Here is a 24,381-nt window from a genome sequence, read left to right as displayed (position 1 = left end):
GAACGGACGACACGCCACGCGCGGACCCGCGGGAGGGGCGGAAACGGACGTGGCGCCCACCGGAGGACTCCGGTGGACGCCACGTCGGGTGTCGCGAGGTCAGCGCCGGCTCTCGCCGCTGCCGACCTGCTCCCGGTCGGGCCGCGGCTCGACCGGCGGGTGGCCCGGCGAGACCGGCGCCTCGGCCGGCTTCTCGATCGGGTAGAAGAAGCCCCGGATGGCCGGGCCGAGGGCCCCGAGCCGGTTCATCTTCTTCGGCACGACCCAGCCGGCGTACTCGAGCCCACCGTGGCCGTCGTGGTCCCCCGCGCTGAGCGGCTGGTGCACCTCTTCGAACCGGCCGTCGGGCAGCCGCCGGATGATGCCGGTCTCGACGCCGTGGGCGAGCACCTCACGGTCGTGCTGCTGCAGACCGAGGCAGATCCGGTAGGTGAAGTAGTACGCCAGCGGCGGGAGCACCAGCAGGCCGATCCGGCCGGCCCAGGTCATCGCGTTCAGGCTGATCATGAACTTGTCGGCGATGACGTCGTTGGCGCCGGACAGGGTCAGCACGATGAAGAACGCGATGGCCATGGCGCCCGCCGCGGTGCGCGCCGGCACGTCCCGGGGCCGCTGGAGCAGGTTGTGGCTGCGGGTGTCCTTGAGGCGCCGGGCCTCCAGGAACGGGTAGAGCGTGGAGAGCCCCACCAGGATGCCCGGCAGCACCACCGTCGGCCAGAACAGCGGCGGGATCACGTACCCGTCGCCGATCGGGATGTTGATCTCCCAGGCCGGCATCAGGCGGGTCGAGCCGTCGAGGAACATGACGTACCAGTCGGGCTGGCTGGCGGCCGAGACCACCCACGCCTCGTACGGGCCGAACAGCCAGATCGGGTTGATCTGGAACAGACCGCCCATCAGCGCGATCACGCCGAAGACGACCATGAAGAAGCCGCCCTGCTTGATCGCGTAGCGGGGGAACATCCGCTCGCCGACCACGTTGCCGTTGGTCCGGCCGGGGCCGGGCCACTGGGTGTGCTTCTGCTTGAAGACCAGGCCCAGGTGGACGCTGATCAGCGCGACCAGCAGACCCGGGATGAGCAGCACGTGGGCGATGTAGAACCGGCTGATGATGATGGTGCCGGGGAACTCCCCGCCGAAGATCGACGAGGTGACCCAGGAGCCGATCACCGGGATGGAGAGCATGATCGCCGAGGCGATCCGCAGGCCGGTGCCGGAGAGGCCGTCGTCCGGCAGCGAGTAGCCGGTGAAGCCGGCCAGGAAGCCGACCCAGAACAGCAGCGAGCCGATGATCCAGTTCGTCTCACGCGGCTTGCGGAACGCGCCGGTGAAGAAGACCCGGAGCATGTGCACCACGATCGCGGCCATGAACAGCAGCGCCGACCAGTGGTGCATCTGCCGCATGATCAGGCCGCCGCGGACGTCGAACGAGATGTCCAGGCTGGAGGCGTACGCGGCCGACATCGGCGTGCCCCGCAGCGGGGCGTAGCTGCCGTTGTAGACCACCTCGGTCATCGCCGGCTCGAAGAAGAAGGTCAGGAAGACACCGGTCAGCAGCAGGACGATGAACGAGAAGAGCGCGATCTCGCCGAGCAGGAAGGACCAGTGGTCCGGGAAGACCTTGTTCAGCAGCCGGCGGAGCGGGGTGGCCACCTGGAAGCGGTCGTCCACTCCCCGGGCGGCGTTGCCCGGCACAGCTGCCATGTCAAACTTGCGCCGCTTCACGGCCGCTCCCAGAAGTCGGGCCCGACGGTCTCGGTGTAGTCGGACTTGGCCACGAAGTAGCCCTCGGAGTCCACCTCGATCGGCAACTGCGGCAGTCGCCGGCTGGCCGGACCGAAGATGGGCCGGGCGTTGTCGGTGATCAGGAACTGCGACTGGTGGCACGGGCAGAGCAGACGGTTGGTCTGCTGCTCGTACAGGCTCGCCGGGCAGCCGGCGTGCGTGCAGATCTTCGAGTAGGCGGCGTAGTTGCCCCACATGTAGTCGCCGTGCCCGACCCGCTCGTTGGCCCGGCGCGACTCCTGCGCGTCGCTGTCCCGCAGGTGGATCAGCAGGGTCGGCGAGTCGGCGTGCAGGTTGCTCACGCCGTGGTCGATGCCGGGGAAGACCGTGATCTGGCCGCCGGTGCTGATGTCCGCCGGGCGGACCGGACGGCCGTCCTCGCGGACCAGCCGGACCTTGCCGCCGCCCTCGGTGGGGGCGAAGCCGGTGGTGAACATCTGGTTGTTCTTGTGCGGCTGGGAGATCAGGCCACCGACCAGGGGCGCGGCGACCACCGCGCCGACCGGCGCGAGACCGGCCAGCAGCGAGATGCCGAGCAGCGGCCGGCGCTTCACGCCCAGCTCGTCGGCCATGTAGAGCATGGTCTGGCCGGTGATGATCCGGTCGTCCTCGCTGACGGCGCCCTCGTGCCGGTCCTGGATCGAGACCTCCTTGGGCAGCAGCTTCTTGCCCCAGGTCAGGATCCCGAAGCCGACGCCGAGCAGGGCCACGCCGAGGGTGACGCCGAGCAGCGGGGTGTACCACGTGTCGCCGCCGCGGCCGGGAGCGTACTCCCAGGGCCACCAGATGTAGACCACCAGGAAGGCGGTCGCCGCCAGCCCGGTCAGCAGGAAGAACGACGCGACCGTGCGGGTCAGCCGGCGCTCGGCCTTGCTGCCCGGGGCGACCTGCGGCTCGTAGTGGACGATCTCGATGTCGTCCCGGCGCGCGCCCTCGCGGACGATGTCGAACTGGCTGAGCCCGGGGGTCGTCACGTCGAGCGGTTCCCGGCCCTGCTGGGCCTGGTGCTCGGTGTGCGTGGTCATGCCGTCACCTCGCTACGGGCGGTGCCGGACCCCGGCACCACAGCACTGAAACGAATGATCCGCCCGGTCACGACTTCCCCGCGATCCACAGGCTCGCGAAGACGAGCGCGACGATGCCGACCAGGAAGATCGCCAAGCCCTCGGTGGACGGCCCGTACCGACCGAGGTTGAAGCCACCCGGGTCCTGGTCGTGCTTCAGGGTCTGCTGGATGTAGGCGATGATGTCCGCCTTCTGCTCCGGGGAGATCTGGTTGTCGCCGAAGACCGGCATGTTCTGCGGGCCGCTCAGCATCGCGGCGTAGATCTGCCGGTCGCTGGCCGGGTGCAGGCTCGGGGCGTACTTGCCGGAGGACAGGGCGCCGCCGCTACCGCCGAAGGCGTGGCACTGCGCGCAGTTGATCCGGAACAGCTCGCCGCCGGCCGCGACGTTGCCGTCGGCGTGGAGGTTCTCGCCGTCGGGCAGGACCGGACCGCCGCCGAGCTCCTGGATGTACTGCGCGAGCTGGCGCGTCTCCTCGTCGGTGAACAGCTCCGGCTTGCGCTCCGCCTGGGCCTCCTGGCGGGCCATCGGCATCCGGCCGGAGCTGACCTGGAACTCGACCGAGGCCGCGCCGACGCCGATCAGGCTCGGCCCACGGCCCTCGACGCCCTGGGCGTTGCGACCGTGACAGGTCACGCAGCTCACGTCGAACAGCGCCTTGCCTTCCGCGGCGGCGCCGGTGAGCGGGGCGTCCTGCGCCTGCACGCCGGGGGCGAAGACGGTGTAGGCGCCGCCAGCCAGCATCAGCGCGGCGAGCAGCCGGACCGCGGCACCCAGCCGGCGGCGGCCCCTGCTGCGCGCCGCGGGCCGCTCGCGCAGCCGCGCGAGCAGACCGCGTCGGCGGTCGTTGTCAGAAGTCATGACCTGTGTCCTTAACCGGTTGGACCTTGTCTCAGGGGACGGAGCAGCGGCGCGGTTCGTGACGCGCCAAGATCACTGAAGCCAGTAGATCATGGCGTAGAGCCCGATCCACACGACGTCGACGAAGTGCCAGTAGTAGGACACGACGATCGCCGACGTGGCCTGCGCCGGGGTGAACCGGCCCATGGTCGTGCGGATCATGAAGATGATGAAGGCGATCAGACCGCCGGTCACGTGCAGACCGTGGAACCCGGTGGTCAGGTAGAACATCGACCCGTACCCATCCGAGTTGATCTTGATGCCCTCGTGCACCAGCTCGCGGTACTCGTTGAGCTGACCGAGCACGAAGATCAGGCCCATCACGAAGGTGATCGTGAACCAGCGCCGCAGGGCGTGGACGTCACCCTTCTCGGCGGCGAAGACACCGAGCTGGCAGGTCACCGACGACAACACCAGGATCACCGTGAAGGTGGTCGCGTACGGGATGTTGAGCACCTCGGTGTGCTTCGCCCACTGCTCCGGCGCCGCCGCGCGGATGGAGAAGTACATCGCGAACAACGCCGCGAAGAACATGAGTTCACTGGAGAGCCACACGATCGTCCCGACGCTGACCATGTTGGGTCGTGTCAGGGAGTGGATCCGGCTCTTGTCAATGGCTGGGGCCGCAGTCACGCGGTCATTATTGCCCTTGACCGGGGCCGGCGATCAGCGGGGTGGCAAACCCGTGGCGTCGGCAGCCCGATCGGGGTCGTCCGGTTCGCCTGACCTAGGCTGAAAAGCGTGCTGCACGTCGATCCGATCTCCACCGCAACCTCGGCCGCCGCGCCGACGATGGCGGCGGCCACCCCGCCGCCGTTCACCGTCACCTCCGTGTTCACCGAGACCCGGCTGGACAGTTGGCTGGCCGTCGGCCTGGTGCTGGCCGCCGGCATCTACCTCTACGGGGTGCACCGGCTCCGGCTCCGGGGCGACCGGTGGCCGGTGGCCCGGACGGTGTTCTTCCTCGGCCCCGGCCTCGGCGGGATCGCGGCGGTCACCGTCAGCGGCCTGCACGCGTACGACACGGCGCTGCTGTCGGTGCACATGGTCCAGCACATGGTGCTCTCCATGATCTCGCCGATCTTCCTCGCGCTGGGCGCGCCGGTGACGCTGGCCCTGCGCACCCTGCCGCTGCGACCACGCAAGCGGCTGCTGGCGATCGTGCACAGCCGGGTCGCGCGGCTCTACAGCTACCCGCTGGTGGCGTTCACCATCTTCGTGGTCAACCCGTTCGCGCTCTACTTCACCGACCTGTACCGCTACACGCTGGAGCACGCGTGGGCGCACGAGGTCGTGCACGCGCACTTCATCATGACCGGCTGCGTGTTCTTCTGGCCGCTGCTCGGCCTCGACCCGCTGCCGGGGCGCTGGCCGTACCCGGGCCGGGCGCTGCTGATGCTGCTCTCCGTGCCGTTCCACACGGTGCTCGGGCTCACCATCATGCAGAGCAGCACGCTCTTCGGCGGCGACTGGTACCCGTCGCTCGGGCTGACCTGGTCCGACCCCTGGGAGGACCAGGTGGTCGCCGGCGGCATCCTCTGGGCCGGCGGCGAGTTCGTCAGCGTCACGATGCTGGCCGTGCTGGTCGTGCAGTGGATGCGCCACGCCGAGCGGGAGGCCCGCCGGATCGACCGCGACCTGGACCGCCAGGAGGCCCGCCAGCGCGCCGCGGAGTCCGCCGCCTGACCTGCGCGGACGGTACGCCCCGGCGCCCCCGACGGGCGGACGTCACGCACCTCACACCGACGGGTAGGATCAGCGGGCAGCTACGAGGTGGGAGCCTGTCCAGCCAATGAGTGAGCGCATCGAGCGAGTCACCAAGCGCAGCGCGACGGTGCCTCATGACGGCACCGCTCACAGTCCGATCCCCGGCCGAGGCCGTGGCGACGCTGTGGGATCCACCAGCGCGGCGTGGACTCGGACCGTTCGGCGAAGCGGAGTGTCGGCATGAGTGATCGTCTTTGCACCGTCCTGCTCTACAGCGACGACCCGCAGGTCCGTGACCGGATGCGGCTCGCCGTCGGCACGCGTCCCGCGCCCGGTCTGCGGATCGAGTTCGTCGACGCCTCCACCTACGCGGAGTGCGTCCGGCTCGTCGACGACTACGAGATCGACCTGCTGCTGCTCGACGGCGAGGCGACCCCGGGCGGCGGCATCGGCATCGCCCGGCAGATCAAGGACGACCGGGACGACGCTCCCCCGACCTGCGTGGTGATCGCCCGCGCCGCCGACCGATGGCTCGCGGCCTACGCCGAGGTCGACGCCACCCTGGTGCACCCGCTCGACCCGGTGACCACCGGCACCACGGTGGCCGAGCTGCTGCGGACGCACGCCCCCGCCTGACGTCCCCGCTCCGGCCCGTCTCGGCGCCGGACCACCCGGCGCCGGTTCCATCCCACCCGCTTCGCACGCTCGGGAGGCCCGCCATGGGCGATCGGACCTGGCCGCACCTGCTCGCCGCGCTGCTGCGCGGGGAGGAGCTCTCCACCGCCGACACCGCCTGGGCGATGGGCGAGATCATGTCCGGCGCGGCCGCCCCGGCGCAGATCGCGGGCTTCGCCGTCGCGCTGCGGGCCAAGGGCGAGACCTCGGCCGAGCTGGCCGGCCTGGTGGAGGCGATGCTCGGCCGGGCGGTCGCGGTCGAGCTGCCCGAGGCGCTGCGGGACACGGCCCTCGACGTGGTCGGCACCGGCGGTGATCTCGCGCACACGGTCAACATCTCCACCATGGCCTCCCTGGTGGTGGCCGGCGCCGGGGTCCGGGTGGTCAAGCACGGCAACCGGGCGGCCTCCTCCTCCTGCGGCACGGCGGACGTGCTGGAGTTCCTCGGCGTGCCGCTGGACCTGGGGCCGGAGGGGGTGGCCCGGTGCGTCGCGGAGGCCGGCATCGGCTTCTGCTTCGCGGCCCGGTACCACCCCGGCATGCGCCACGCCGGCCCGGTACGCCGGGAGATGGGCGTGCCCACCTTCTTCAACTTCCTCGGACCGCTGACCAACCCGGCCCGGCCGCGGGCCGCCGCGGTCGGCTGCTTCGACCTCCGGATGGCCCCGGTGATGGCGGGCGTCTTCGCCGCCCGGGGCGACTCGGCTCTGGTGATGCGCGGCGAGGACGGGCTGGACGAGTTCACCACCGCCGCGCCGACCCGCGTCTGGGCCATCCAGGCAGGCACCGTCAGGGAGGCGCTGCTGGACGCGACCGACCTCGGGGTGCCCAGGGCCACCCTGGCCGACCTGCGGGGCGGAGACGCCGCGTACAACGCCGACGTGGTGCGCCGGCTGCTGGCCGGCGAGACAGGCCCGGTGCGCGACGCCGTCCTGGTCAACGCGGCGGCGGCGCTGGCCACCCAGGGTCCGCTCGACGGCGACCTCACCGAGGCGTTGCGCGTCGGGATGGACCGGGCCGCCGAGTCCGTCGACTCCGGAGCCGCCGCCCGCGTCCTGGACCGCTGGATCGAGGCCGCCCGCGCCGCCTGACCGCCGGCGGCGCCGGGTGGCGTGCGGAAGGTGTCGGACCCCCGTGGGAAACTACAACTGAGTAGTTTTCCACTTCCATCATGCGCTGTTCACCACAGCACATCCGTCGTGCGTCGTGCGGCGCGGCAGTTCCGCCGTGCGCCCCCGACGGGACCGGAGCGAGAGGAGACGCCCGTGTCGGAGCGCGAGCTCTACTGCGCCACCTGCGAGGGCGTTCAGCCGTTCGAGGCGCCGCCGTGCGTCGACGGCCACGGCGTCGACTGCCCCGAGCTGGCCTGCACGGGCTGCGGCGAGGCGGTGCTCGTCGCCACGTTCACCTTCCGGGCCCCACGCCTGACGCAGGAGCACCGCCAGCCGTCGCCCCACCGCCGCGCCGCCTGAGCCGTCGCCGCTCGACCCGGCCCGCGCCACTTGGGCCATCGCCGCCCGCGCCGGCCGAGCCACCGCCGCGCCGCCTGACCCGCCCCGCACCGGCCCCACCGCCCCGACCTACGCCACGGCGCGGCGCACGCACCGCCGGCCCCGGGCCCCGGCCCTCGGCACCCCCGCACATCGGCGATCACGACACGAAGGCCCGCCTCCCCGAGGGGAGGCGGGCCTTCGTGTCGTGCAGGAGGCCGTCGCCGGCCGCCGGTCAGTGCTCGGCGGTGCGCCGGGTGCCGCTGTAGTACTCGAACAGCAGGCCGCAGGCCGCGAAGATGACCGCCACGGCACCGACGCCCATCAGCCAGAACTGCCAGAACACCAGGCCGAAGCCGGAGATCGCGGCGGCCAGCGCCAGGCCGAACGGCCAGTAGCTGCCCGGGCTGAAGAAGCCGATTTCGCCCGCGCCGTCGGCGATCTCACCGTCCGGCCGGTCCTCCGGCCGCAGGTCGATCCGGCGCGAGACGAACCAGAAGAAGCCGCCGCACATCGCGCAGAGCAGGAAGCTCAGCAGCAGTGCGACCGTGCCGACCCACTCGACGTGGCCACCGGAGTCGGCGGCGGTCCAGCCCCCGTAGAGGGCGGTGGCGAAGAGCAGGAACCCGGCGATGACCAGGAAGATGCGCCACTCGGTCTTCATGCCAGCCCCCTCAGCTTCCCGTACCGGCCGGCGCGCTGTCCGGGTTGAAGTTGACATCGGTGCGACGGGTCTCGAACGGCCTCGTGGTCTGCGCGTACGGATCCTCGCCGATGGCCGTCAGGGCCTCCTGCGTGGACTTGCCGTCCCGCTTGGCCGCCAGGAACTGGTCGTACTTCTCCGGCGAGACGACCCGCAGCTCGAAGTTCATGAACGCGTGGTAGCTGCCGCACAGCTCGGCGCAGCGGCCGACGAAGGCGCCCTCGGTGTCGAGCTTGGAGACCTCGAACACGTTGCGGATCTTGCCCGGCATGACGTCCCGCTTGAACAGCAGCTCCGGCACCCAGAAGGAGTGGATGACGTCGCGGCTGGTCTCCTCGAACCGGATGGACCGGTCGGTCGGGAGCACCAGGATCGGGATGACCTCGCTGGTGCCGAGCACCGAGGCGACGGTGTTGGCGTCCTTGCCCTGGCCGTCGCGGTAGTTGAACTGCCAGTTCCACTTGAACGCGACCACCTCGACCGTGACGTCGGGGTTCTTGGTCGTCCGCACCACGTCGGTCTGCACGACCGCCGTGTAGTAGAAGAGCACGGAGACGATCAGGATCGGCGCGATGGTGTAGAGGAACTCCATCGGCATGTTGTAACGGGTCTGCACCGGCAGCTCGTTGCCCCGCTTGCGGTAGCGCACGATGCACCAGAAGATCAGGCCCCACACGAACACGCCGACCGCGAGCGCCGCGATGCACGAGGCGATCCACAGGTCGTACATCCGGTGGGACTCGGGCGAGATGCCGCCCTGCGGCCAGCCGAAGCCGCCGAACGCGGCGCCGACGTCGCAGCCCGTGAGCAGGACCAGCAGCGCCGCCCCGCCGAGACCGAGCCCGGCGATCCGACCAGCACCACGCCCCCGGCGCCCACCGGCTCCTGGGGAAGCGCTGTGCCGTACGGCCGACGGCCGTACCTCCGAACTCCTTGCGACCACCTGGTCCTGCCTCCCTAGCGCGCCGCGGTGTCTGTTCTGTTCTGCCGGCCTCCGCCCGGGGCGGAGCGACAACACCGGCGGCAAAGGCGTCACCGACGGTCGCAGATTACTCGACCATGACGGGCTCGACCGTCTTGGGGTCACTCTCCGCCCCCATCGGGGGGATCTTGGGCGTGCCGGCGCGATAGCGTTGGCTTCCGTGAGCGCTTCCCCGGTCTACCTGGACGCGGCCACCGCCGCGCCGCTGCACCCGGTCGCCCGACAGGCGCTGCTGGCCGCCCTCGACGACGGTTGGGCCGACCCCGGCAGGCTCTACACCCAGGCCCGCCGCGCCCGCCATCTGCTCGACGCCGCCCGCGAGGCCACCGCGCAGACGCTCGGCGTGCGCGCCGACGAGATCTCCTTCACCCCCAGCGGTACGACGGCCGCGCACGCCGCCGTGCTCGGCGGCCTGGCCGGCCGGCGGCGGGTCGGCCCGACCCTGGTGCACTCCGCGATCGAGCACTCGGCGGTGCTGCACGCCGCCGAGCGGCACGTCGCGGCGGGCGGCACGGCGACGTCGGTGCCGGTGGACCGGTGGGGCCGGCTGGACCTGGACGGCTGGGCGGCGGCGGTGCGGGCACCGGGCGTGGCGCTGGCCGCGCTGATCGCCGCCAGCCACGAGGTCGGCACGCGCCAACCGGTCGCCGAGGCCGCGCGGGAGTGCGCCGAGGCCGGGGTGCCGCTGTTCGTGGACGCCGCCCAGGTGGTCGGCCGGGAGCCCGTGCCGGCGGGCTGGTCGGTGCTGACCGCCAGCGCGCACAAGTGGGGCGGCCCGCCCGGGGTGGGGCTGCTGGTGGTGCGCAAGGGCACCCGGTGGGAGTCGCCCTGGCCGGCCGACGAGCGGGAGTCCGGGCGTACGCCGGGAACGCTCAACCTGCCGGCGGTGGTCGCGGCGGCGGCGAGCCTGCGCGCGGCGGCGGCCGACGCGGCGGCCGAGGCGGCCCGGCTGGCGCCGCTGGTGGACCGGATCCGGGCCCGGGTGGCGGCGGAGGTGCCCGACGTGGAGGTGGTGGGTGATCCCGACGACCGCCTCCCGCACCTGGTGACGTTCTCCTGCCTGTACGTCGACGGCGAGGCCCTGCTGCACGCGCTGGACCGGCGCGGGTTCGCCGTCTCCTCCGGCTCCTCCTGCACCTCCTCCACGCTGCGCCCGTCGCACGTGCTGGAGGCGATGGGGGTGCTCTCGCACGGCAACGTGCGGGTCTCGCTGCACCGGGAGACGACGGAGACGGACGTGGAGCGGTTCCTCGCCGAGTTGCCCGACGTCGTGGCGCGGCTGCGCGCCGAGGCGGGGGTGGTGGGGCTGTGACGGCGCCGGCGGAGATCCTCGACTGTCGTGGTCAGCGCTGCCCGCTGCCCGTGATCGCGGTGGCCCGGCGGCTGCCCGAGCTGCCCGTCGGCACGGTGGTGCGGGTGCTGGCCGACGACCCGGCGGCGGCGGTGGACATCCCGGCCTGGTGCCGGATGCGTGGCCACGAGTTCCTCGGTACGGTCACCGGCCCCGACGGCCCCGCCTTCGACGTCCGCCGCCGCCACTGAGAGGTGTCAGGAAGGGCACCCGGTCAACGCGGAAGGGCCCTTCCCGACACCGAGGGCGGGGGTTACGGCAACAGGTGCGGCCGGACGTCCTCGGCGGCCACGTCGCCGTACGACTCGGCCATCCGCTTGACGAACAGGTCGCGGCGGACCTCGTACTCCTGCGTGCCCACGGTCTCCAGCACCAGCGTGGCGAGCAGGGAGCCCACCTGGGCGGCCCGCTCCAGCCCGAGGCCCCAGGACAGCGCGGTGAAGAAGCCGGCCCGGAAGCCGTCGCCGACCCCGGTGGGGTCGACCGCCCGGATCTCCCGCGCGATCGGCACGTGGATCGGGTCGATGTCGCGTCCGGCGATCTCCACGCCGTGCTTGCCCAGCGTGGTGACCCGGACCTTGACCCGGTCGAGCAGCTGCGCGTCGCTCAGCCCGGCCTTGCTCTGCAGCAGCGACTTCTCGTAGTCGTTGGTCATCAGGTAGTCGGCGCCCTCGATCAGCGCGACGACGTCCTCGCCGTCCATCCGGGCGAGCTGCTGGGACGGGTCGGCGGCGAAGGGGTATCCCCGCTCCCGGCACTCGGCGGAGTGCCGCAGCATCGCCGCCGGGTCGTTCGCGCCGACCAGGACCAGGTCGAGCCCGTCGAGGCGGCGGGCCACCGGCTCCAGCTCGATGTTGCGGGCCTCGCTCATCGCGCCGGCGTAGAACGAGGCGATCTGGCACATGTCGGTGTCCGTGGTGCAGACGAACCGGGCGGTGTGCGCCACCTCGCTGACGTGCACCGAGTCGCAGTCGACCCCGTGCCGCTCCAGCCAGGAGCGGTAGTCGGCGAAGTCCGCGCCGACCGCGCCGACCAGCACCGGGCGCAGGCCGAGCTGTCCCATGCCGAAGGCGATGTTCGCCGCCACGCCGCCGCGACGCAGCACCAGGTCGTCCACCAGGAAGGAGAGCGACACCTTGTGCAGCTGGTCGGCGATGAACTGGTCGGCGAAGCGGCCGGGGAAGCTCATCAGGTGGTCGGTGGCGATCGAGCCGGTCACGGCGATCTTCATGTCAACCCTCGGGGTCGGGAGCAGGGCGCCGGTCAGCCTACCGGTCCGGCCCCCTCAGGATGACCCGTCGGTCCGGCCTCGGTCATCTTCTCGGCTTGCGCTACCGGGCCCGGACGCGGCAGCGGGGCCGCCCCGAGGGGACGGCCCCGCTGGTCGCGAGCGAGGTGGGCTCAGCTGAACGAGTCGCCGCAGGCGCAGGAGTTGCCCGCGTTGGGGTTGTCGATGGTGAAGCCCTGGGCGTCGATGCGGTCGGCGAAGTCGATGGTGGCGCCGGCCAGGTAGGGGGCGCTCATCCGGTCGACGACGACCTCGACGCCGTCGAAGTCGGTGACGACGTCACCGTCGAGCGAGCGCTCGTCGAAGAAGAGCTGGTACCGCAGGCCGGAGCAGCCACCCGGCTGCACGGCGACCCGGAGCCGCAGGTCGTCGCGGCCCTCCTGCTCGATCAGGGCCTTGACCTTCTGCGCCGCGACGTCGGTGAGGACGACGGACGTGGGGGCCTTGGCCTCGGTCGACTCGGTCTGCGCTGGCGTGGTCACGTGAAATCTCCCTGCGCGGTTGGGTCCGGACGCACTGGCCAACATCTCACGTCGCCCAGCCATTCCCGGTGTGGTCCAGATCCGATGGTACGCCGCTGCGACCGGCCCCACCCGCCGCCGTGACACGGGCCGCCGCAGCCGGCGCGCCGACGGACCCGATCGCGCGGCGGGGCGAGCGGCTCCCGGCCGCGCCACCGGCGCGGCGGGGCCGCCGGTCAGGTCACGTCCGCGGGGCGGTCAGCGGCTCCACTGCCGGGCCAGCCGAGCGCCGAGCGCCCGCAGCCCCTCGGCCGGGCGCTCCAGCGCGGCGGCCAGCCCGCCGCGCTCCTCGCCCCCGAAGTGCTCCACCAGGCTGTACGCGTCGGTCACCCCGGCCGCGCCCGCCTCCCGCCGGCCGGTGCTCACCTGGCCGGCCAGCACCACGCAGGGCAGGCCCCGGTCCCGGGCGGCGCCGGCCACCCCGGCCACCACCTTGCCGCGCAGCGACTGGTGGTCGAAGGAGCCCTCCCCGGTGACCACCAGGTCGACGGCGTCCAGGGCGGCGTCCAGCCCGATCGCCCGGGTGACCAGGCCGATGCCCGACTCGCAGTGCCCGCCGAGCGCCAGGACGGCCGCGCCGAGGCCCCCGGCCGCGCCGCCGCCGGGCAGGGCGCCCAGCCGGTCGGGGCAGCCGGGCAGGTCCCGCTCCAGCACGGCGGCGAAGCGCTCCAGCGCGGCGTCGAGCAGCAGCACGTCCGCCCGGTCGGCGCCCTTCTGCGGGCCGAACACGTTACTCGCCCCGTGCAGGCCGAGCAGCGGATTGTCGACGTCGGTGGCGGCCACCAGCCGGGCGTCGCGCAGCCGGGGCGCCCCGTCGAGCGCGACCGCGGCGGCCAGCGCCGCGCCGCCGTACGGCAGCGCCCGGCCCCCGTCGTCCAGCGGGGTCACGCCGAGCGCGGTGAGCATCCCCGCGCCGCCGTCGTTGGTGCCGGAGCCGCCCAGGCCGATCACCACCGTGCGGGCGCCGGCCTCCACGGCGGCGGCGACCAGCACCCCCAGGCCGTACGAGGTGGTGGTCTTCGGGTCGCGCTCGCCCGCGTCGAGCAGGTGCAGCCCGCACGCCTGGGCGCTCTCCAGCCAGGCGGTCGTCCCGCCGTCGGTGAGCAGGATCTCACCGGCCACCGGGCGGCCCAGCGGGTCGACGGTCGGCACCGGGATCCGGCGCCCGTCGAGCGCGTCGCCGAGCACGTCGAGGAAGCCCGGCCCACCGTCGGACAGCGGCCGGACGTGCAGGTCGTCGCCGGGAGCCACCTCGCGCCAGCCGGCGGCCACGGCGTCGGCGACCTCCGGGGCCGACAGGGTGCCGGCGAACTTGTCCGGGCAGAGCAGCACGCGCATGCCGAGCAGTGTGGCAGCCCACACCGGTGGAGGCTGCGCTCAGGCCACCCTGTGGGACCATGGGGTACGTGACTTCGACCTGGGTGGAACCCTCCAACACGGCAACGGCACTGCTGCTGCTCGGCCGGGGCAGCGACCCCGCCACCGAGCGTGGCGTCGAGTGTCCGGGTGACCTTCCGGCGCCCAGCGACCCGGACCTGGTGGCCCGGGCGGCGGCGGCGAAGGCGAAGCTGGGCAGCAAGGTCTTCGTGCTGGGGCACCACTACCAGCGCGACGAGGTGATCCAGTTCGCCGACGTCACCGGCGACTCGTTCAAGCTGGCCCGCGAGGCGGCGGCCCGCCCCGACGCGGAGTACATCGTCTTCTGCGGCGTGCACTTCATGGCCGAGAGCGCCGACATCCTCACCTCGGACGCGCAGAAGGTCGTCCTGCCGGACCTGGCCGCCGGCTGCTCGATGGCGGACATGGCGGTGCTGTCGCAGGTCGAGACGGCCTGGGACGTGCTGACCGACCTGGGCATCGCGGAGCAGACCGTCCCGGTCACCTACATGAACTCCTCGGCGGACATCAAGGGCTTCGTCGGCCGCAACGGCGGCGTGGTCTGCACCTCGTCGAACGCGAAGCGGGCGCTGGACTGGGCGTACCGGCAGGGGTCGAAGGTGCTCTTCCTGCCCGACCAGCACCTGGGCCGCAACACGGCGGTGCGGGAGATGGGCTTCTCGCTGGACGACTGCGTGCTCTACGACCCGCACAAGCCGAACGGCGGGCTCACCCCGGAGCAGCTGCGCGACGCGAAGATGATCCTCTGGCGGGGGCACTGCTCGGTGCACGGCCGGTTCACCCTCGACAGCGTGAACGACGTGCGGGAGCGGGTGCCGGGGGTGAACGTGCTGGTCCACCCGGAGTGCCGGCACGAGGTGGTCAGCGCCGCCGACTTCGTCGGCTCGACGGAGTACATCATCAAGGCCATCGAGGCGGCCCCGGCCGGCTCGGCGTGGGCGGTCGGCACCGAGCTGAACCTGGTCCGCCGGCTCGCGCTGGCCCATCCCGACAAGCAGATCATGTTCCTGGACAAGGCGGTCTGCTACTGCTCGACCATGAACCGGATCGACCTGCCCCACCTGGTCTGGGCGCTGGAGGAGCTGGTGGCCGGCCGGGTGGTCAACCAGATCACGGTAGACCCGGACACCGCGCACCACGCCCGGGTGGCGCTGGACCAGATGCTCGCCCTGCCCGGGGCCGACACCCCGCCGCCCGCGGCGGGCTGATCACTCTCGGTAGCACCACTGGTACGGAAATGGGCCCGATCACCGATTAGTGCCCTCAGGGGCGATCTGACCGGGTCCATTTACGTCACGGAGGGCTATGCTGCCGGGGCGACGACGCACGCGGCCGTTTCGACATGACCGCATTCCGGGTAGCGAAGACATCGCGAGCCCACCATCAACACACGGCAGCACCGACGCGCTGGAGGTTGCGTTGACCGACGACGTCCTGGTCGTACACGGAGGTACTCCGCTGGAAGGGCGGATCCGCGTGCGCGGCGCGAAGAACCTGGTCTCGAAGGCGATGGTCGCCGCACTGCTGGGCGACAGCCCGAGCCGACTGTTCGACGTGCCGAAGATCCGTGACGTCGAGGTCGTCCGGGGCCTGCTCGGCCTGCACGGCGTGAAGGTCAGCGACGGCGAGGAGGACGGCGAGCTCGTCTTCGACCCCGCGAACGTGGAGAGCGCGAGCACGGACCAGATCAACGTGCACGCGGGCTCCAGCCGGATCCCGATCCTGTTCTGCGGGCCGCTGCTGCACCGCCTCGGCCACGCCTTCATCCCGGACCTGGGCGGCTGCCACATCGGGCCGCGCCCGATCGACTTCCACCTCCAGGCGCTGCGCGAGTTCGGGGCGACGGTCGAGAAGACCCCGGAGGGCCTGCACCTGTCGGCGCCGAACGGGCTGCACGGCACGAAGTTCTCGCTGCCGTACCCGAGCGTCGGGGCGACCGAGCAGGTGCTGCTGACGGCGGTGATGGCCGAGGGCGTCACCGAGCTGCGCAACGCGGCGGTGGAGCCGGAGATCATCGACCTGATCTGCGTCCTGCAGAAGATGGGCGCGATCATCAAGGTGCACACCGACCGGGTGATCGAGATCCAGGGCGTGCCGAAGCTGCACGGCTACACGCACCGGCCGATCCCGGACCGGATCGAGGCGGCGAGCTGGGCCGCGGCGGCGCTGGCGACCCGCGGCCACGTCGAGGTCCTCGGCGCGCAGCAGGCCGACATGATGACGTTCCTGAACATCTTCCGCTCGGTCGGCGGCGAGTACGAGGTCACCGACGCCCGGCCGCCGAAGCTGGGCGACCCTGGCCAGGAGGGCGGCATCCGGTTCTGGCACCCGGGCGGCGAGCTGAAGTCGGTGGCCCTGGAGACCGACGTGCACCCGGGCTTCATGACCGACTGGCAGCAGCCCCTGGTGGTGGCGCTCACCCAGGCCCGGGGCCTGTCCATCGTCCACGAGACGGTCTACGAGCAGCGGCTGGGCTACACCGAGGCGCTGAACTCGATGGGCGCGAACATCCAGGTCTACCGGGACTGCCTGGGCGGCACCCCGTGCCGCTTCGGCCGGCGCAACTTCAAGCACTCCGCGGTGATCGCGGGGCCGAGCAAGCTGCACGCCGCCGACCTGGTCATCCCCGACCTGCGGGCCGGTTTCAGCCACCTGATCGCCGCGCTGGCGGCCGAGGGCACCTCCCGGGTCTACGGCGTCGACCTGATCAACCGGGGCTACGAGGACTTCGAGGCGAAGCTCGCCGACCTCGGCGCGCACGTCGAGCGTCCGTAACGTCGACCACTCCCGACCGCGCCCGGTGCACCGCGATGTGCACCGGGCGCCGTCGTTTGGCTACCCTTTCCGCGTGCCGTCGCTGTTTCGCCGCAAGTCCACCGACCTCGTCGACGAGGCCGTCACCCCGGTGACGCCTGACGAGGAGTCCTCGACCGCCCAGCCCCGGGGCCACACCCCGAGCAAGAAGGAGCTGGGCAAGGTCACGCCGAAGCGGCCCAGCGCCGGCCGCCGACCGGCCGCGGCCACCAAGCCGCTGACCAAGGAGGAGGCGCGGGAGCGCCGGCGCCAGCTGCGCGCGGAGTCGGCGGCGGAGTTCCGCCGCGAGGGTGGGCCCCGTGACCGCGGCCCCGAGCGGCTGCTGGCCCGCAACGTGGTCGACTCCCGGCGTACGGTCGGCACCTGGTTCTTCGGCGGCGCGCTGATCGTGCTGATCGGCTCGAACGCGGCGATGCCCCCGATCGTCCGCCTGGTCTCCAACATCCTCTGGGGCGCGCTCGCGCTGGGTGTGGTGGTCGACTCGTTCCTGATCTCCCGCAAGATCCGCAAGCTGGTCCGGGAGCGCTTCCCGAACACCGGGCAGCGGATGGGCTCGCTCTACCTCTACGCCATCATGCGGTCGATCACCTTCCGCCGGATGCGCGCGCCCGAGCCCCGGGTCAACATCGGCGACCCGGTCTGACCCGCAGCACCGACGGCCCCTCCCGCACCGCGGCGAGGGGCCGTTCGTCGTCAGCGGACCGGGGGCTACGGCACGCCGAGCAGCCGGAGCAGCGCGGTGGTGCCGGCGGCGGCGAGCACCACCAGCACGAACGGCGCCCGCCGCCAGGCCAGCAGCACGCCGACCAGCACGCCCAGAGGCCGGGCCCAGCCGGCGAACCGGCCGGCCTCGGTCAGCGCGGCGGTGGCGCCCAGCGCGGCCAGCAGGGCGGCGGCGCCGACCGGCAGCAGCCGCCGGGACCACTCCGGCAGGTCGAGCCGGTCGCGCAGCAGCACCCCGGCGACCCGGAAGCCGTACGTCCCGGCGGCCAGCGCCACGATCACGGCGATCAGCACGACCCCTCCCCCGTCCGGCCGACCGGCACGGACCCGCCCCGCGGCGTCCTCTCCCCCGCACGCACCGGCTCCCCCACCCCGCCCGGCGGCTCGACGGCGGCCCCCGGGACCGTTCCGCCGCCCGCGACCGGCGCGTTCGGTGTGTGGCCGCCGCCCGCGTTCGCGGCCCGCCGACCACGGCGTACGGCGGCGACGGCCAGCACGGCCGGGCCGGCGAGCGCCAGCAGCACCGGCAGCCCGGCCGGCAGCAGCGGGGTGGCCAGCACCGCCAGCACCGCGCCGGCCAGCGCCACCCGCCGGGTGTCGCGGTCGCGCAGCGCCGGCAGCAGCAGCGCGATCAGGCCGGCCGGGAACGCGGCGTCCAGGCCGAACGCGGCGGGGTCGCCGACCACGCCGCCGGCGAGCACCCCGAGCACGGTCCCCACGTTCCAGGCCAGGAAGAGCAGGGTGCCGGCAAGCCAGAACGCCCGCCGGCGCGCGCCCCCGGCGGGGCGGGCCAGCGCGAAGGCGGTCGCCTCGTCGGTCATCAGGTGGCTGCCGAGCAGCCGGCGCCACAGCGGGCGGCCGATGCTGTCGGCCAGCGCCAGCCCGAACGGCAGGTGCCGGGCGTTGAGCAGCAGGCCGGCGAGGACCGCCGCGAGCGGACTCCCGGTGGCCACCAGCCCGACCGCCATGAACTGCGCGCCGCCGGCGTAGACCAGCACGGACATGACGACGGCCGCCCAGCCCGGCAGGCCGGCGGCCACCGCCACCGCGCCGAACGAGGCGCCGACCGCGACCATCGCCGCCCCGATGGCGGCGACGTCGCGGACTGCCGCGCGCTCGACCGTTCGCTGTACCGTACGCATGGTCCATCATGATGAACGCGCCCCACCTGTTCGTCAAACCGAACAGACGGAACATTGGAGCGAACAATGTCCGCCGAACCGACTCCCCCGCTGGCCACCATCGCCGTCGCGCTCCGCCGCGAGCGCGACCGCGTCGGCATCTCGCTCACCGAGCTCGCCCGCCGAGCCGGCATCGCCAAGTCCACCCTCTCCCAGCTGGAATCCGGGGTCGGCAACCCCAGCGTGGAAACCCTCTGGGCGCTCGGGGTGGCGCTCGGCGTGCCGTTCAGCCGGCTGGTCGAGCCGCCGGCGGCCGCCGTCCGGGTCGTACGGGCCGGCGACGGCCCCCGGATCCGCTCCGAGCACGCCGACCTCACCGCGACGCTGCTCGCCGCCGGCACGGCCCACATCCGCCGGGACGTCTACCTGCTCGAGCTGGAGCCAGGGACGGTACGCACGGCCGAGTCGCACACCCCGCGCAGCGTCGAACACATCGTGGTGGGCGCCGGGCGGCTGCGCGTCGGGCCGGAGGGCGACCTGGTGGAACTCGGCCCGGGCGACTACGCGACCTTCCCCGGCGACGTGCCGCACCGCTACGAGGCGCTGGCCCCCGGCACCTTCGCCGTCCTGGTGATGGAACACCCCTGACCGCCCGCCCCGGCCTCGCCTTCCGCGGCAGGGCCGGGCGCAAGCTCCCCGGAGTCGGGCTCAGCTCGACCGGAGGCAGCCTCCACTCGCACCGAGGGGCTCAGCCACCCCGGTAGAGCCGGGCCACCACGTCCTCGATGTCCGGCTCGACGATCGAGACGTCCCGCAGCGAGCCCAGGGCGGCCAGGGCGGCCACCACCTCGGCCACGCCCGCCGACTCCAGCGCGAAGGCCAGCCGGTGCCCGTCGGCCTCCACCCGGTGCAGCGGCGCGCCGGGCAGCGCCGGCGGCTCGGGCAGCGGGGCCTCCAGGTCGGCGACGAGCAGCCGACGGGAGCCGTACCGCTCGTGCAACGCGGCGATCGACCCGTCGTGCACCACCCGACCGTGGTCGACCACCACCAGGCGACGGCAGAGCCGCTCGATGTCGGCCAGGTCGTGGGTGGTGAGCACCAGCGTGGTGTCCCCGGCCCGGCCCAGCTCGCCGAGGAAGCCACGGACCGCCTGCTTGCTCACCACGTCCAGGCCGATCGTCGGCTCGTCGAGGAAGAGCACCTCGGGGCCGTGCAGCAGGGCGGCCGTCAGCTCGCCGCGCATCCGCTGCCCCAGGGACAGCTGCCGGACCGGGGTGTCCAGGAAGGCGTCCAGGTCGAGCAGGCTCCGGCAGCGGCGCAGCCGGGCGGCGTGCGCGGCGGCCGGCACCCGGTAGACGTGCCGCAGCAACGCGAACGACTCCCGCAGCGGCAGGTCCCACCAGAGCTGCGAGCGCTGGCCGAAGACGACGCCGATGCGTAGCGCGAGCCGGGTGCGCTGGGCGACCGGGCGCAGGCCGCAGACGCGCACCTCGCCGGCGGAGGGCGTCAGCACCCCGGTGAGCATCTTGAGCGTGGTGGACTTGCCCGCGCCGTTGGGCCCGATGTAGCCGAGCGTCTCGCCCCGGGGCACCCGCAGGTCGACCCCGTCCACGGCGGTGACCCGGCGCTTCTCGCGGCGCAGCCGGCCGGCCCGCACCCGGACCGTGAACTCCTTGCGCAGCCCGTCGACCACGATGACGTCGTCGCTCACGACCCCGTACTCCGGTAGTGGCGGACGCCGGTGCGCCAGGCCGCCGCGGCCCCGGCGGCCGCGACCAGCGCGACGGCCGGCGCGGCCCAGCCGACCCAGCCCGGCAGGCCGAGCGGGTCGGCGCGGCCGAGCAGCGCCAGCGCCGGGTGGTAGCTGACGAAGGCGAAGCCCAGGCCGTACGCGAACACGGCGCGGAACCAGCCGCCGAACACGGTGACCGGGTACGAGGTGAAGTCCCGGCCGCCGTAGGTGACCGAGTTGGCCAGCTCGCCCGAGTCGACCCACCAGAAGGAGACGGTGGCGGTGGCGACGAAGACCGCCCCGAAGAAGACCACGCCGGCCAGCGGGGCGACGACCACCAGCAGCACCCGCGCCGGGGTCCACTGGACGCCGGCCGAGCCGACCGCGACGACCAGCACGGCGATCCCGAAGACCGCCCGGGACACCTTGCGCAGCGGCAGGTCCATGAGCAGCAGCTGCGGCAGCGCGCCGAGCGGGCGGACCAGCACGGCGTCGAACAGCCCCGTGCGCACGTAGCGGGGCAGCCGCTCGATGTTGCCCACCAGCAGATCGGCGGTGGCGAACGCGCAGGTCGAGAGGCCGACGATCACCAGCGCCTCGCGGAGCGTGAAGCCGCCCAGCTCCCGCGTGACGCCGAAGATCACCAGCACCGTCAGCACGTCGAAGACGGTGGACCCGACGTTGCCGAGCACGTCGACCACGAACGACGTCCGGTACGCCGTCTGCGACCGTGCCTGCGCCCCCAGCAGCGCCCGGTACGCGGCCAGCGTCCCGCCGCCGCGGCGCCCGGCGGTCGGCGCCAGGACCCCGTCAGCCACCCTGCACCACCAGGCGGCGTTCGGCGCGGCGCTGCACGAGCCGGCAGGCGGCCAGGACCAGTACCGCCCAGGCGAGCTGGAGGCCGACCAGCCCGACCTGGGCGCCCGTCGGGTCCCGCTCGACGAGCACGTCGAGCGGGGTCTGGAGCAGGCTCGGGAAGGGGGTGCCCAGCCAGAGGACGTGCTGGAGCCATTCCGGCAGGAAGCGCAGCGGGAAGTAGAGCCCGGCGAGCACCCCCGAGGCGAGGGTCCAGAGGATCATCGGCCCCCGGACGTCCTGCAACCAGTACGCGGTCGCGTTGACCAGGAACCGGCAGCCGAAGCAGAGCACCACGGCGGCGACGGCGGAGAGCGCGAAGAGTGGCAGGGTGGACCAGCGCCGGGGCACGTACACCTCGAAGAAGAGCGGCCCGACCAGCACCGGCGGGAGCAGCCGGACCAGGGCGGCGTGGCCGGCGCGGCCCAGGTCGGTGGCGAGGTGGCTGGTCACCGGGTGCACCGGCCGGAGCAGGTCGCTGGCGACGTCGCCGGTGCGGATCCGGTCCGCCAGGTCCGTCCACCCCCAGAGCAGGACGACGGCGAGCAGGCCCTGACCCACCCAGACGAAACTGGCGAGCTGGGCCCGGTCGTACCCGGCCACCGTGCCGGCGGCACCGGCCGCGGCGAGGAGGACGTAGCAGCGCAGGAAGCCGAAGACCGTGTTGGTGACGACGCCCGCCACGGTCGCCTGCCGATACGTGGCGTAACGTCGGAAGCCTGATCCGGTTATAGCCCTAAATGTCCGGAACCATAGGATAACGTTTGGGGTGGTGGGCGGTGCCACAGTGGCGGTGAGCGAGCCCACGCCGCTACCCTCCTTCCGCAGCCACGCCATGCCGGGACGGGCGACTCTACCGGCACGTGGGGCGCCCAGCGCGACAATTTGCAACGAGGTGACATCGCCGTGAGCGAGCGGACGCGAGCCGGCCACCGGGGCGCCGCCGTGAGCGAGCGGACGCGAGCCGGCCACCCCGGCGCGCCCGTTCACCGACGGCGCGCTACGGCCGTTCCGCTCACCCGCTGTGGCGACAGGTCGCCACGGTGAGCCGCTACGCCGACCGGTGGCACGACACCGGCGAACCGTCCTGGATGGTCGAACCGACCAACGAGTGGCACCCACAGTTCCCGGGCCAGCGCTACCCCGGCGACATCGGCATCCAGCACGCCCCGCCCGCGCCCCGGGGCCGGGCGGCCGCCGTCGGCCGCGCCGAGGTGCCCCCGCTCGCGCCGACCCGACCCGACGGGACCTACCTCGGCCGGTCCTGGGACGACGACCCCGACGGCTGGACCGGTCGACAGGACGGCTGGAACGGCCGGCAGGAAAGCTGGAGCGGCCCGCTTGGCGGCCCCGACGGGCGGCGGCGCGACGACGAGCCGTACCGCCGGCCACACGCGGAGCCGACCTGGCCGGACGACCGGCAGCCGCCGCACCGACAGGAGCCGCCGCACCGCAACGCCCGGGGCGGCTTCGAGGGGCCCGGCCGCTCCGGCGCGGGCCGGCCGGTCGACTCCCCCCGGCCGCGCGACCACGCCGGCCACGACCGCTACGACGCCCGCCCGCCACGGCACGAGCCAGCCGGACAGGACCACCCCGTCTCGCCCGCCGGCCACTCCGAGCCGGGCTGGCTGCCCGAGCCGGGCGAGGACCCACGCCGGTCGCCGGCGTACCAGCGGCCGGGCCCGGGCTACGACCGGGGGCCGGAGCCAGGTCACGACCGCCGGCCGGGCCCGGGCTACGACCGCCGGCCGGAACCCGGTCACGACGACCAGAGCGAGCGCGGCCACGACGACCGTTCCGAGCGCGGTTACGACGACCGTTCCGAGCGCGGCCACGACGGCCGTTCCGAGCGCGGCCACGACAACCGTTCCGAGCGCGGTTACGACGACCGTTCCGAACGCGGTTACGACGGCCGTTCCGAGCGCGGCCACGATCCGCGGGTCGGACCAGGGCACGACCGCCGGACGGAGACCGACGACGACCGCCGGACGGGCGAGGGGGCCCGCCGGCCCCGGTACCAGTGGGATGCCCCCACCGAGCACCGCCCCTCGAACGCGCCGCGGGACCGTTCCTCCGACGGGCGGTGGGGCGGTTCCTCGGACGAGCGGCGGGAGCGCGCCGGGGACGGGCCGTGGGAGCACGCCGCGTCGGGGCAGTGGGAACGGCACTCCGACGGGCGGGAGGAACGCGCCCCGGGCGGACGGGGCCGCGAGCCGGGCGTACCCGCCGACGGGTGGCAGCGCCCCGACCGGGCCGCGAGCGGGCAGCCGTACCGTGACGGGGAACGGCGCCAGCCGGAGCCGGACGGGCGGTGGCAGGCACGCGAGGCGGCGGCACGCGCCGAGGCGTACCCGGATCGGCGTCCACTCGAGGCCGCACGGCCCGAGGCGTACCGGCCTGACGCGTACCGGGAGCCGCGGGGGCACCCGCAGCAGGGCGGGTTACCCTGGCCGTCGTCCGGCCCGGCGCAGCCCGGTTCCGGCCGGGACACGCGCCACACCGCACCGCATCCCGAACACCGGCGGCCGACCGAGCCGGCCGACGGTCCCCACCACCACGGGGGCCCGTACGAGGCCGCCGCCCCACCGGCCCAGCCCCGGTACGACGAACCGCGCCCGTACCCGCCGTCGCGGGTCCCCGCTGGCGGCGACCGCCCGGTGTCCGGCGCGCCGGTCTCCGTACCGCCAGTCTCCGGCCCGCCGATCTCGGTACCGCCAGTCTCCGGCCCGCCGATCTCGGTACCGCCAGTCTCCGGCCCGCCGCCGATCTCGGTGCCGCCTGCCGCCGGCCCTCGGGGTTTCCTGACGCCGCGTGACGAGGTTGCGGTCCCTGGCCGACCGGTCTCCCCCGCGCCGTCCCGCGACATGCCGCCCATGGACCGAACCGGCCCGGTCGCGCCGTCCCGCGACCTGCCCGTGTCGCCCGCTGGTCCCGTCCCGCGCCCGGTCCCCGCTGCGGGTCCCTTCGTCGGCCCGCCGTCACCGCCCGGTCCGGCCACCGCCCGCCCGGTGTCGCCGGCAGCCCCGACGGCGCCGGCAGCCCCGGTGTCACCGGCAAGCCCGGTCTCGCCGGCAAGCCCGGTGCCGCCGGCAAGCCCCGTTTCGCCGGCAGGCCCGGTCAGGGGTGACGCGCTATCGCCAGCAGGTTCGGTTGCCGGCCGCCCGGTGCCGCCGACAGCCCCGACGGCGCCGGCAGCCCCGGTGTCACCGGCAAGCCCGGTCTCGCCGGCAAGCCCGGTGCCGCCGGCAAGCCCCGTTTCGCCGGCAGGCCC

Annotated in this window: 24 protein-coding genes; 10 read left to right on the top strand and 14 right to left on the bottom strand. The window is 73.5% G+C overall.

Translation table 11 applies throughout. The features are described from left to right. Positions 1 to 99: 99 nt before the first annotated feature. From ABZ793_RS03520 to ABZ793_RS03505, 4 genes are all read right to left on the bottom strand, one after another. Complete coding sequence (locus tag ABZ793_RS03520) at positions 100 to 1,725, bottom strand: cytochrome bc complex cytochrome b subunit (protein ID WP_350707948.1); 1,626 nt, start codon at positions 1,723 to 1,725, stop codon at positions 100 to 102. Next, complete coding sequence (locus tag ABZ793_RS03515; RefSeq protein ID WP_350707946.1) at positions 1,722 to 2,810, bottom strand: Rieske 2Fe-2S domain-containing protein; 1,089 nt, start codon at positions 2,808 to 2,810, stop codon at positions 1,722 to 1,724. The genes ABZ793_RS03520 and ABZ793_RS03515 overlap by 4 nt, the downstream gene beginning before the upstream one ends. A gap of 67 nt (positions 2,811 to 2,877) precedes the next feature. Next, positions 2,878 to 3,711, bottom strand: a complete 834-nt coding sequence (locus ABZ793_RS03510; RefSeq protein WP_350707945.1) for a cytochrome c — start codon at positions 3,709 to 3,711, stop codon at positions 2,878 to 2,880. A 72-nt stretch (positions 3,712 to 3,783) separates the two neighbouring features. Beyond that, positions 3,784 to 4,383 carry a heme-copper oxidase subunit III gene (locus ABZ793_RS03505; RefSeq protein ID WP_357451224.1) on the bottom strand — a complete coding sequence of 200 codons (600 nt, stop codon included), beginning with the start codon at positions 4,381 to 4,383 and terminating at the stop codon, positions 3,784 to 3,786. A 159-nt stretch (positions 4,384 to 4,542) separates the two neighbouring features. Here ABZ793_RS03505 and ABZ793_RS03500 point away from each other — a divergent pair, with 159 nt between their 5' ends. The 4 genes from ABZ793_RS03500 to ABZ793_RS03485 all read left to right on the top strand — a co-directional run bounded on the left by ABZ793_RS03500 (position 4,543) and on the right by ABZ793_RS03485 (position 7,604). Further along, a complete protein-coding gene (locus ABZ793_RS03500; RefSeq protein ID WP_357451493.1) occupies positions 4,543 to 5,436 on the top strand; it encodes a cytochrome c oxidase assembly protein in 894 nt (297 codons plus the stop codon). A 261-nt stretch (positions 5,437 to 5,697) separates the two neighbouring features. After that, positions 5,698 to 6,093 carry a hypothetical protein gene (locus tag ABZ793_RS03495; RefSeq protein WP_350682093.1) on the top strand — a complete coding sequence of 132 codons (396 nt, stop codon included), beginning with the start codon at positions 5,698 to 5,700 and terminating at the stop codon, positions 6,091 to 6,093. An 83-nt stretch (positions 6,094 to 6,176) separates the two neighbouring features. After that, positions 6,177 to 7,223 (top strand): anthranilate phosphoribosyltransferase, encoded by a 1,047-nt coding sequence (trpD, locus tag ABZ793_RS03490; RefSeq protein ID WP_357451221.1) that lies wholly within the window; start codon positions 6,177 to 6,179, stop codon positions 7,221 to 7,223. Positions 7,224 to 7,397: 174 nt separating this feature from the next. After that, entirely contained in the window at positions 7,398 to 7,604 is a 207-nt protein-coding gene (locus tag ABZ793_RS03485) for a hypothetical protein (protein ID WP_357451218.1), read from the top strand. A gap of 253 nt (positions 7,605 to 7,857) precedes the next feature. Here ABZ793_RS03485 and ABZ793_RS03480 read toward each other — a convergent pair whose 3' ends face one another. Further along, positions 7,858 to 8,286, bottom strand: coding sequence for a cytochrome c oxidase subunit 4 (locus ABZ793_RS03480; protein WP_350707936.1), 429 nt, complete (start codon positions 8,284 to 8,286; stop codon positions 7,858 to 7,860). Positions 8,287 to 8,296: 10 nt separating this feature from the next. Next, entirely contained in the window at positions 8,297 to 9,268 is a 972-nt protein-coding gene (gene coxB / locus ABZ793_RS03475; protein ID WP_357451215.1) for a cytochrome c oxidase subunit II, read from the bottom strand. Between the two features lie 199 nt (positions 9,269 to 9,467). On the opposite strand from coxB, the gene ABZ793_RS03470 reads away from it, so the two are divergent. Continuing rightward, positions 9,468 to 10,619 (top strand): aminotransferase class V-fold PLP-dependent enzyme, encoded by a 1,152-nt coding sequence (locus ABZ793_RS03470; protein ID WP_357451212.1) that lies wholly within the window; start codon positions 9,468 to 9,470, stop codon positions 10,617 to 10,619. Then, entirely contained in the window at positions 10,616 to 10,849 is a 234-nt protein-coding gene (locus ABZ793_RS03465) for a sulfurtransferase TusA family protein (RefSeq protein ID WP_357451209.1), read from the top strand. Before ABZ793_RS03470 ends, ABZ793_RS03465 begins: the two co-directional genes overlap by 4 nt. Before the next feature lie 62 nt (positions 10,850 to 10,911). Here ABZ793_RS03465 and ABZ793_RS03460 read toward each other — a convergent pair whose 3' ends face one another. From ABZ793_RS03460 to ABZ793_RS03450, 3 genes are all read right to left on the bottom strand, one after another. Next, on the bottom strand, positions 10,912 to 11,889 hold the full coding sequence (locus tag ABZ793_RS03460) for a carbohydrate kinase family protein (RefSeq protein WP_350707929.1): 978 nt from the start codon (positions 11,887 to 11,889) through the stop codon (positions 10,912 to 10,914). Positions 11,890 to 12,059: 170 nt separating this feature from the next. Then, positions 12,060 to 12,428, bottom strand: coding sequence for an iron-sulfur cluster insertion protein ErpA (gene erpA / locus ABZ793_RS03455; protein ID WP_091104634.1), 369 nt, complete (start codon positions 12,426 to 12,428; stop codon positions 12,060 to 12,062). A 237-nt stretch (positions 12,429 to 12,665) separates the two neighbouring features. Beyond that, positions 12,666 to 13,805, bottom strand: a complete 1,140-nt coding sequence (locus ABZ793_RS03450) for a glycerate kinase (protein ID WP_357451490.1) — start codon at positions 13,803 to 13,805, stop codon at positions 12,666 to 12,668. Between the two features lie 68 nt (positions 13,806 to 13,873). Between ABZ793_RS03450 and nadA the strand changes: the two genes are divergently transcribed. The 3 genes from nadA (at position 13,874) to ABZ793_RS03435 (ending at position 17,322) form a co-directional block, all read left to right on the top strand. Beyond that, the gene (gene nadA / locus ABZ793_RS03445) at positions 13,874 to 15,073 is read left to right on the top strand and encodes a quinolinate synthase NadA (RefSeq protein ID WP_357451205.1); all 1,200 of its coding nucleotides are present in this window, start codon (positions 13,874 to 13,876) and stop codon (positions 15,071 to 15,073) included. Positions 15,074 to 15,284: 211 nt separating this feature from the next. Continuing rightward, complete coding sequence (murA, locus tag ABZ793_RS03440) at positions 15,285 to 16,640, top strand: UDP-N-acetylglucosamine 1-carboxyvinyltransferase (protein ID WP_350707925.1); 1,356 nt, start codon at positions 15,285 to 15,287, stop codon at positions 16,638 to 16,640. Positions 16,641 to 16,713: 73 nt separating this feature from the next. Then, positions 16,714 to 17,322: a DUF3043 domain-containing protein gene (locus tag ABZ793_RS03435; RefSeq protein WP_357451202.1), complete on the top strand. Its 609-nt coding sequence runs from the start codon at positions 16,714 to 16,716 to the stop codon at positions 17,320 to 17,322. 65 nt (positions 17,323 to 17,387) lie between these two features. On the opposite strand, the gene ABZ793_RS03430 is transcribed toward ABZ793_RS03435, so the two are convergent. After that, positions 17,388 to 17,696, bottom strand: a complete 309-nt coding sequence (locus tag ABZ793_RS03430) for an AzlD domain-containing protein (RefSeq protein ID WP_350707921.1) — start codon at positions 17,694 to 17,696, stop codon at positions 17,388 to 17,390. Further along, positions 17,690 to 18,544 (bottom strand): AzlC family ABC transporter permease, encoded by an 855-nt coding sequence (locus ABZ793_RS03425; RefSeq protein ID WP_357451199.1) that lies wholly within the window; start codon positions 18,542 to 18,544, stop codon positions 17,690 to 17,692. Before ABZ793_RS03425 ends, ABZ793_RS03430 begins: the two co-directional genes overlap by 7 nt. Before the next feature lie 66 nt (positions 18,545 to 18,610). On the opposite strand from ABZ793_RS03425, the gene ABZ793_RS03420 reads away from it, so the two are divergent. Next, on the top strand, positions 18,611 to 19,171 hold the full coding sequence (locus ABZ793_RS03420; RefSeq protein WP_357451196.1) for an XRE family transcriptional regulator: 561 nt from the start codon (positions 18,611 to 18,613) through the stop codon (positions 19,169 to 19,171). Between the two features lie 100 nt (positions 19,172 to 19,271). Here the strand turns inward: ABZ793_RS03420 and ABZ793_RS03415 are convergent, their stop codons facing one another. The 3 genes from ABZ793_RS03415 to ABZ793_RS03405 are packed head-to-tail and all read right to left on the bottom strand — an operon-like array spanning position 19,272 to position 21,917. Further along, on the bottom strand, positions 19,272 to 20,234 hold the full coding sequence (locus ABZ793_RS03415) for an ATP-binding cassette domain-containing protein (RefSeq protein ID WP_357451193.1): 963 nt from the start codon (positions 20,232 to 20,234) through the stop codon (positions 19,272 to 19,274). Beyond that, positions 20,231 to 21,073 carry an ABC-2 family transporter protein gene (locus ABZ793_RS03410; RefSeq protein ID WP_357451190.1) on the bottom strand — a complete coding sequence of 281 codons (843 nt, stop codon included), beginning with the start codon at positions 21,071 to 21,073 and terminating at the stop codon, positions 20,231 to 20,233. The genes ABZ793_RS03415 and ABZ793_RS03410 overlap by 4 nt, the downstream gene beginning before the upstream one ends. Beyond that, positions 21,066 to 21,917: an ABC-2 family transporter protein gene (locus ABZ793_RS03405; protein ID WP_357451187.1), complete on the bottom strand. Its 852-nt coding sequence runs from the start codon at positions 21,915 to 21,917 to the stop codon at positions 21,066 to 21,068. The genes ABZ793_RS03410 and ABZ793_RS03405 overlap by 8 nt, the downstream gene beginning before the upstream one ends. Positions 21,918 to 24,381: the final 2,464 nt, after the last annotated feature.

This window comes from Micromonospora sp. NPDC047465 (genome assembly GCF_040643125.1).
In the GTDB taxonomy this organism is placed as follows: Bacteria; Actinomycetota; Actinomycetes; order Mycobacteriales; family Micromonosporaceae; genus Micromonospora.
The sequence above is the reverse complement of the archived record's forward strand: the minus strand, read 5'-3'. Positions and strand labels throughout refer to the sequence as shown.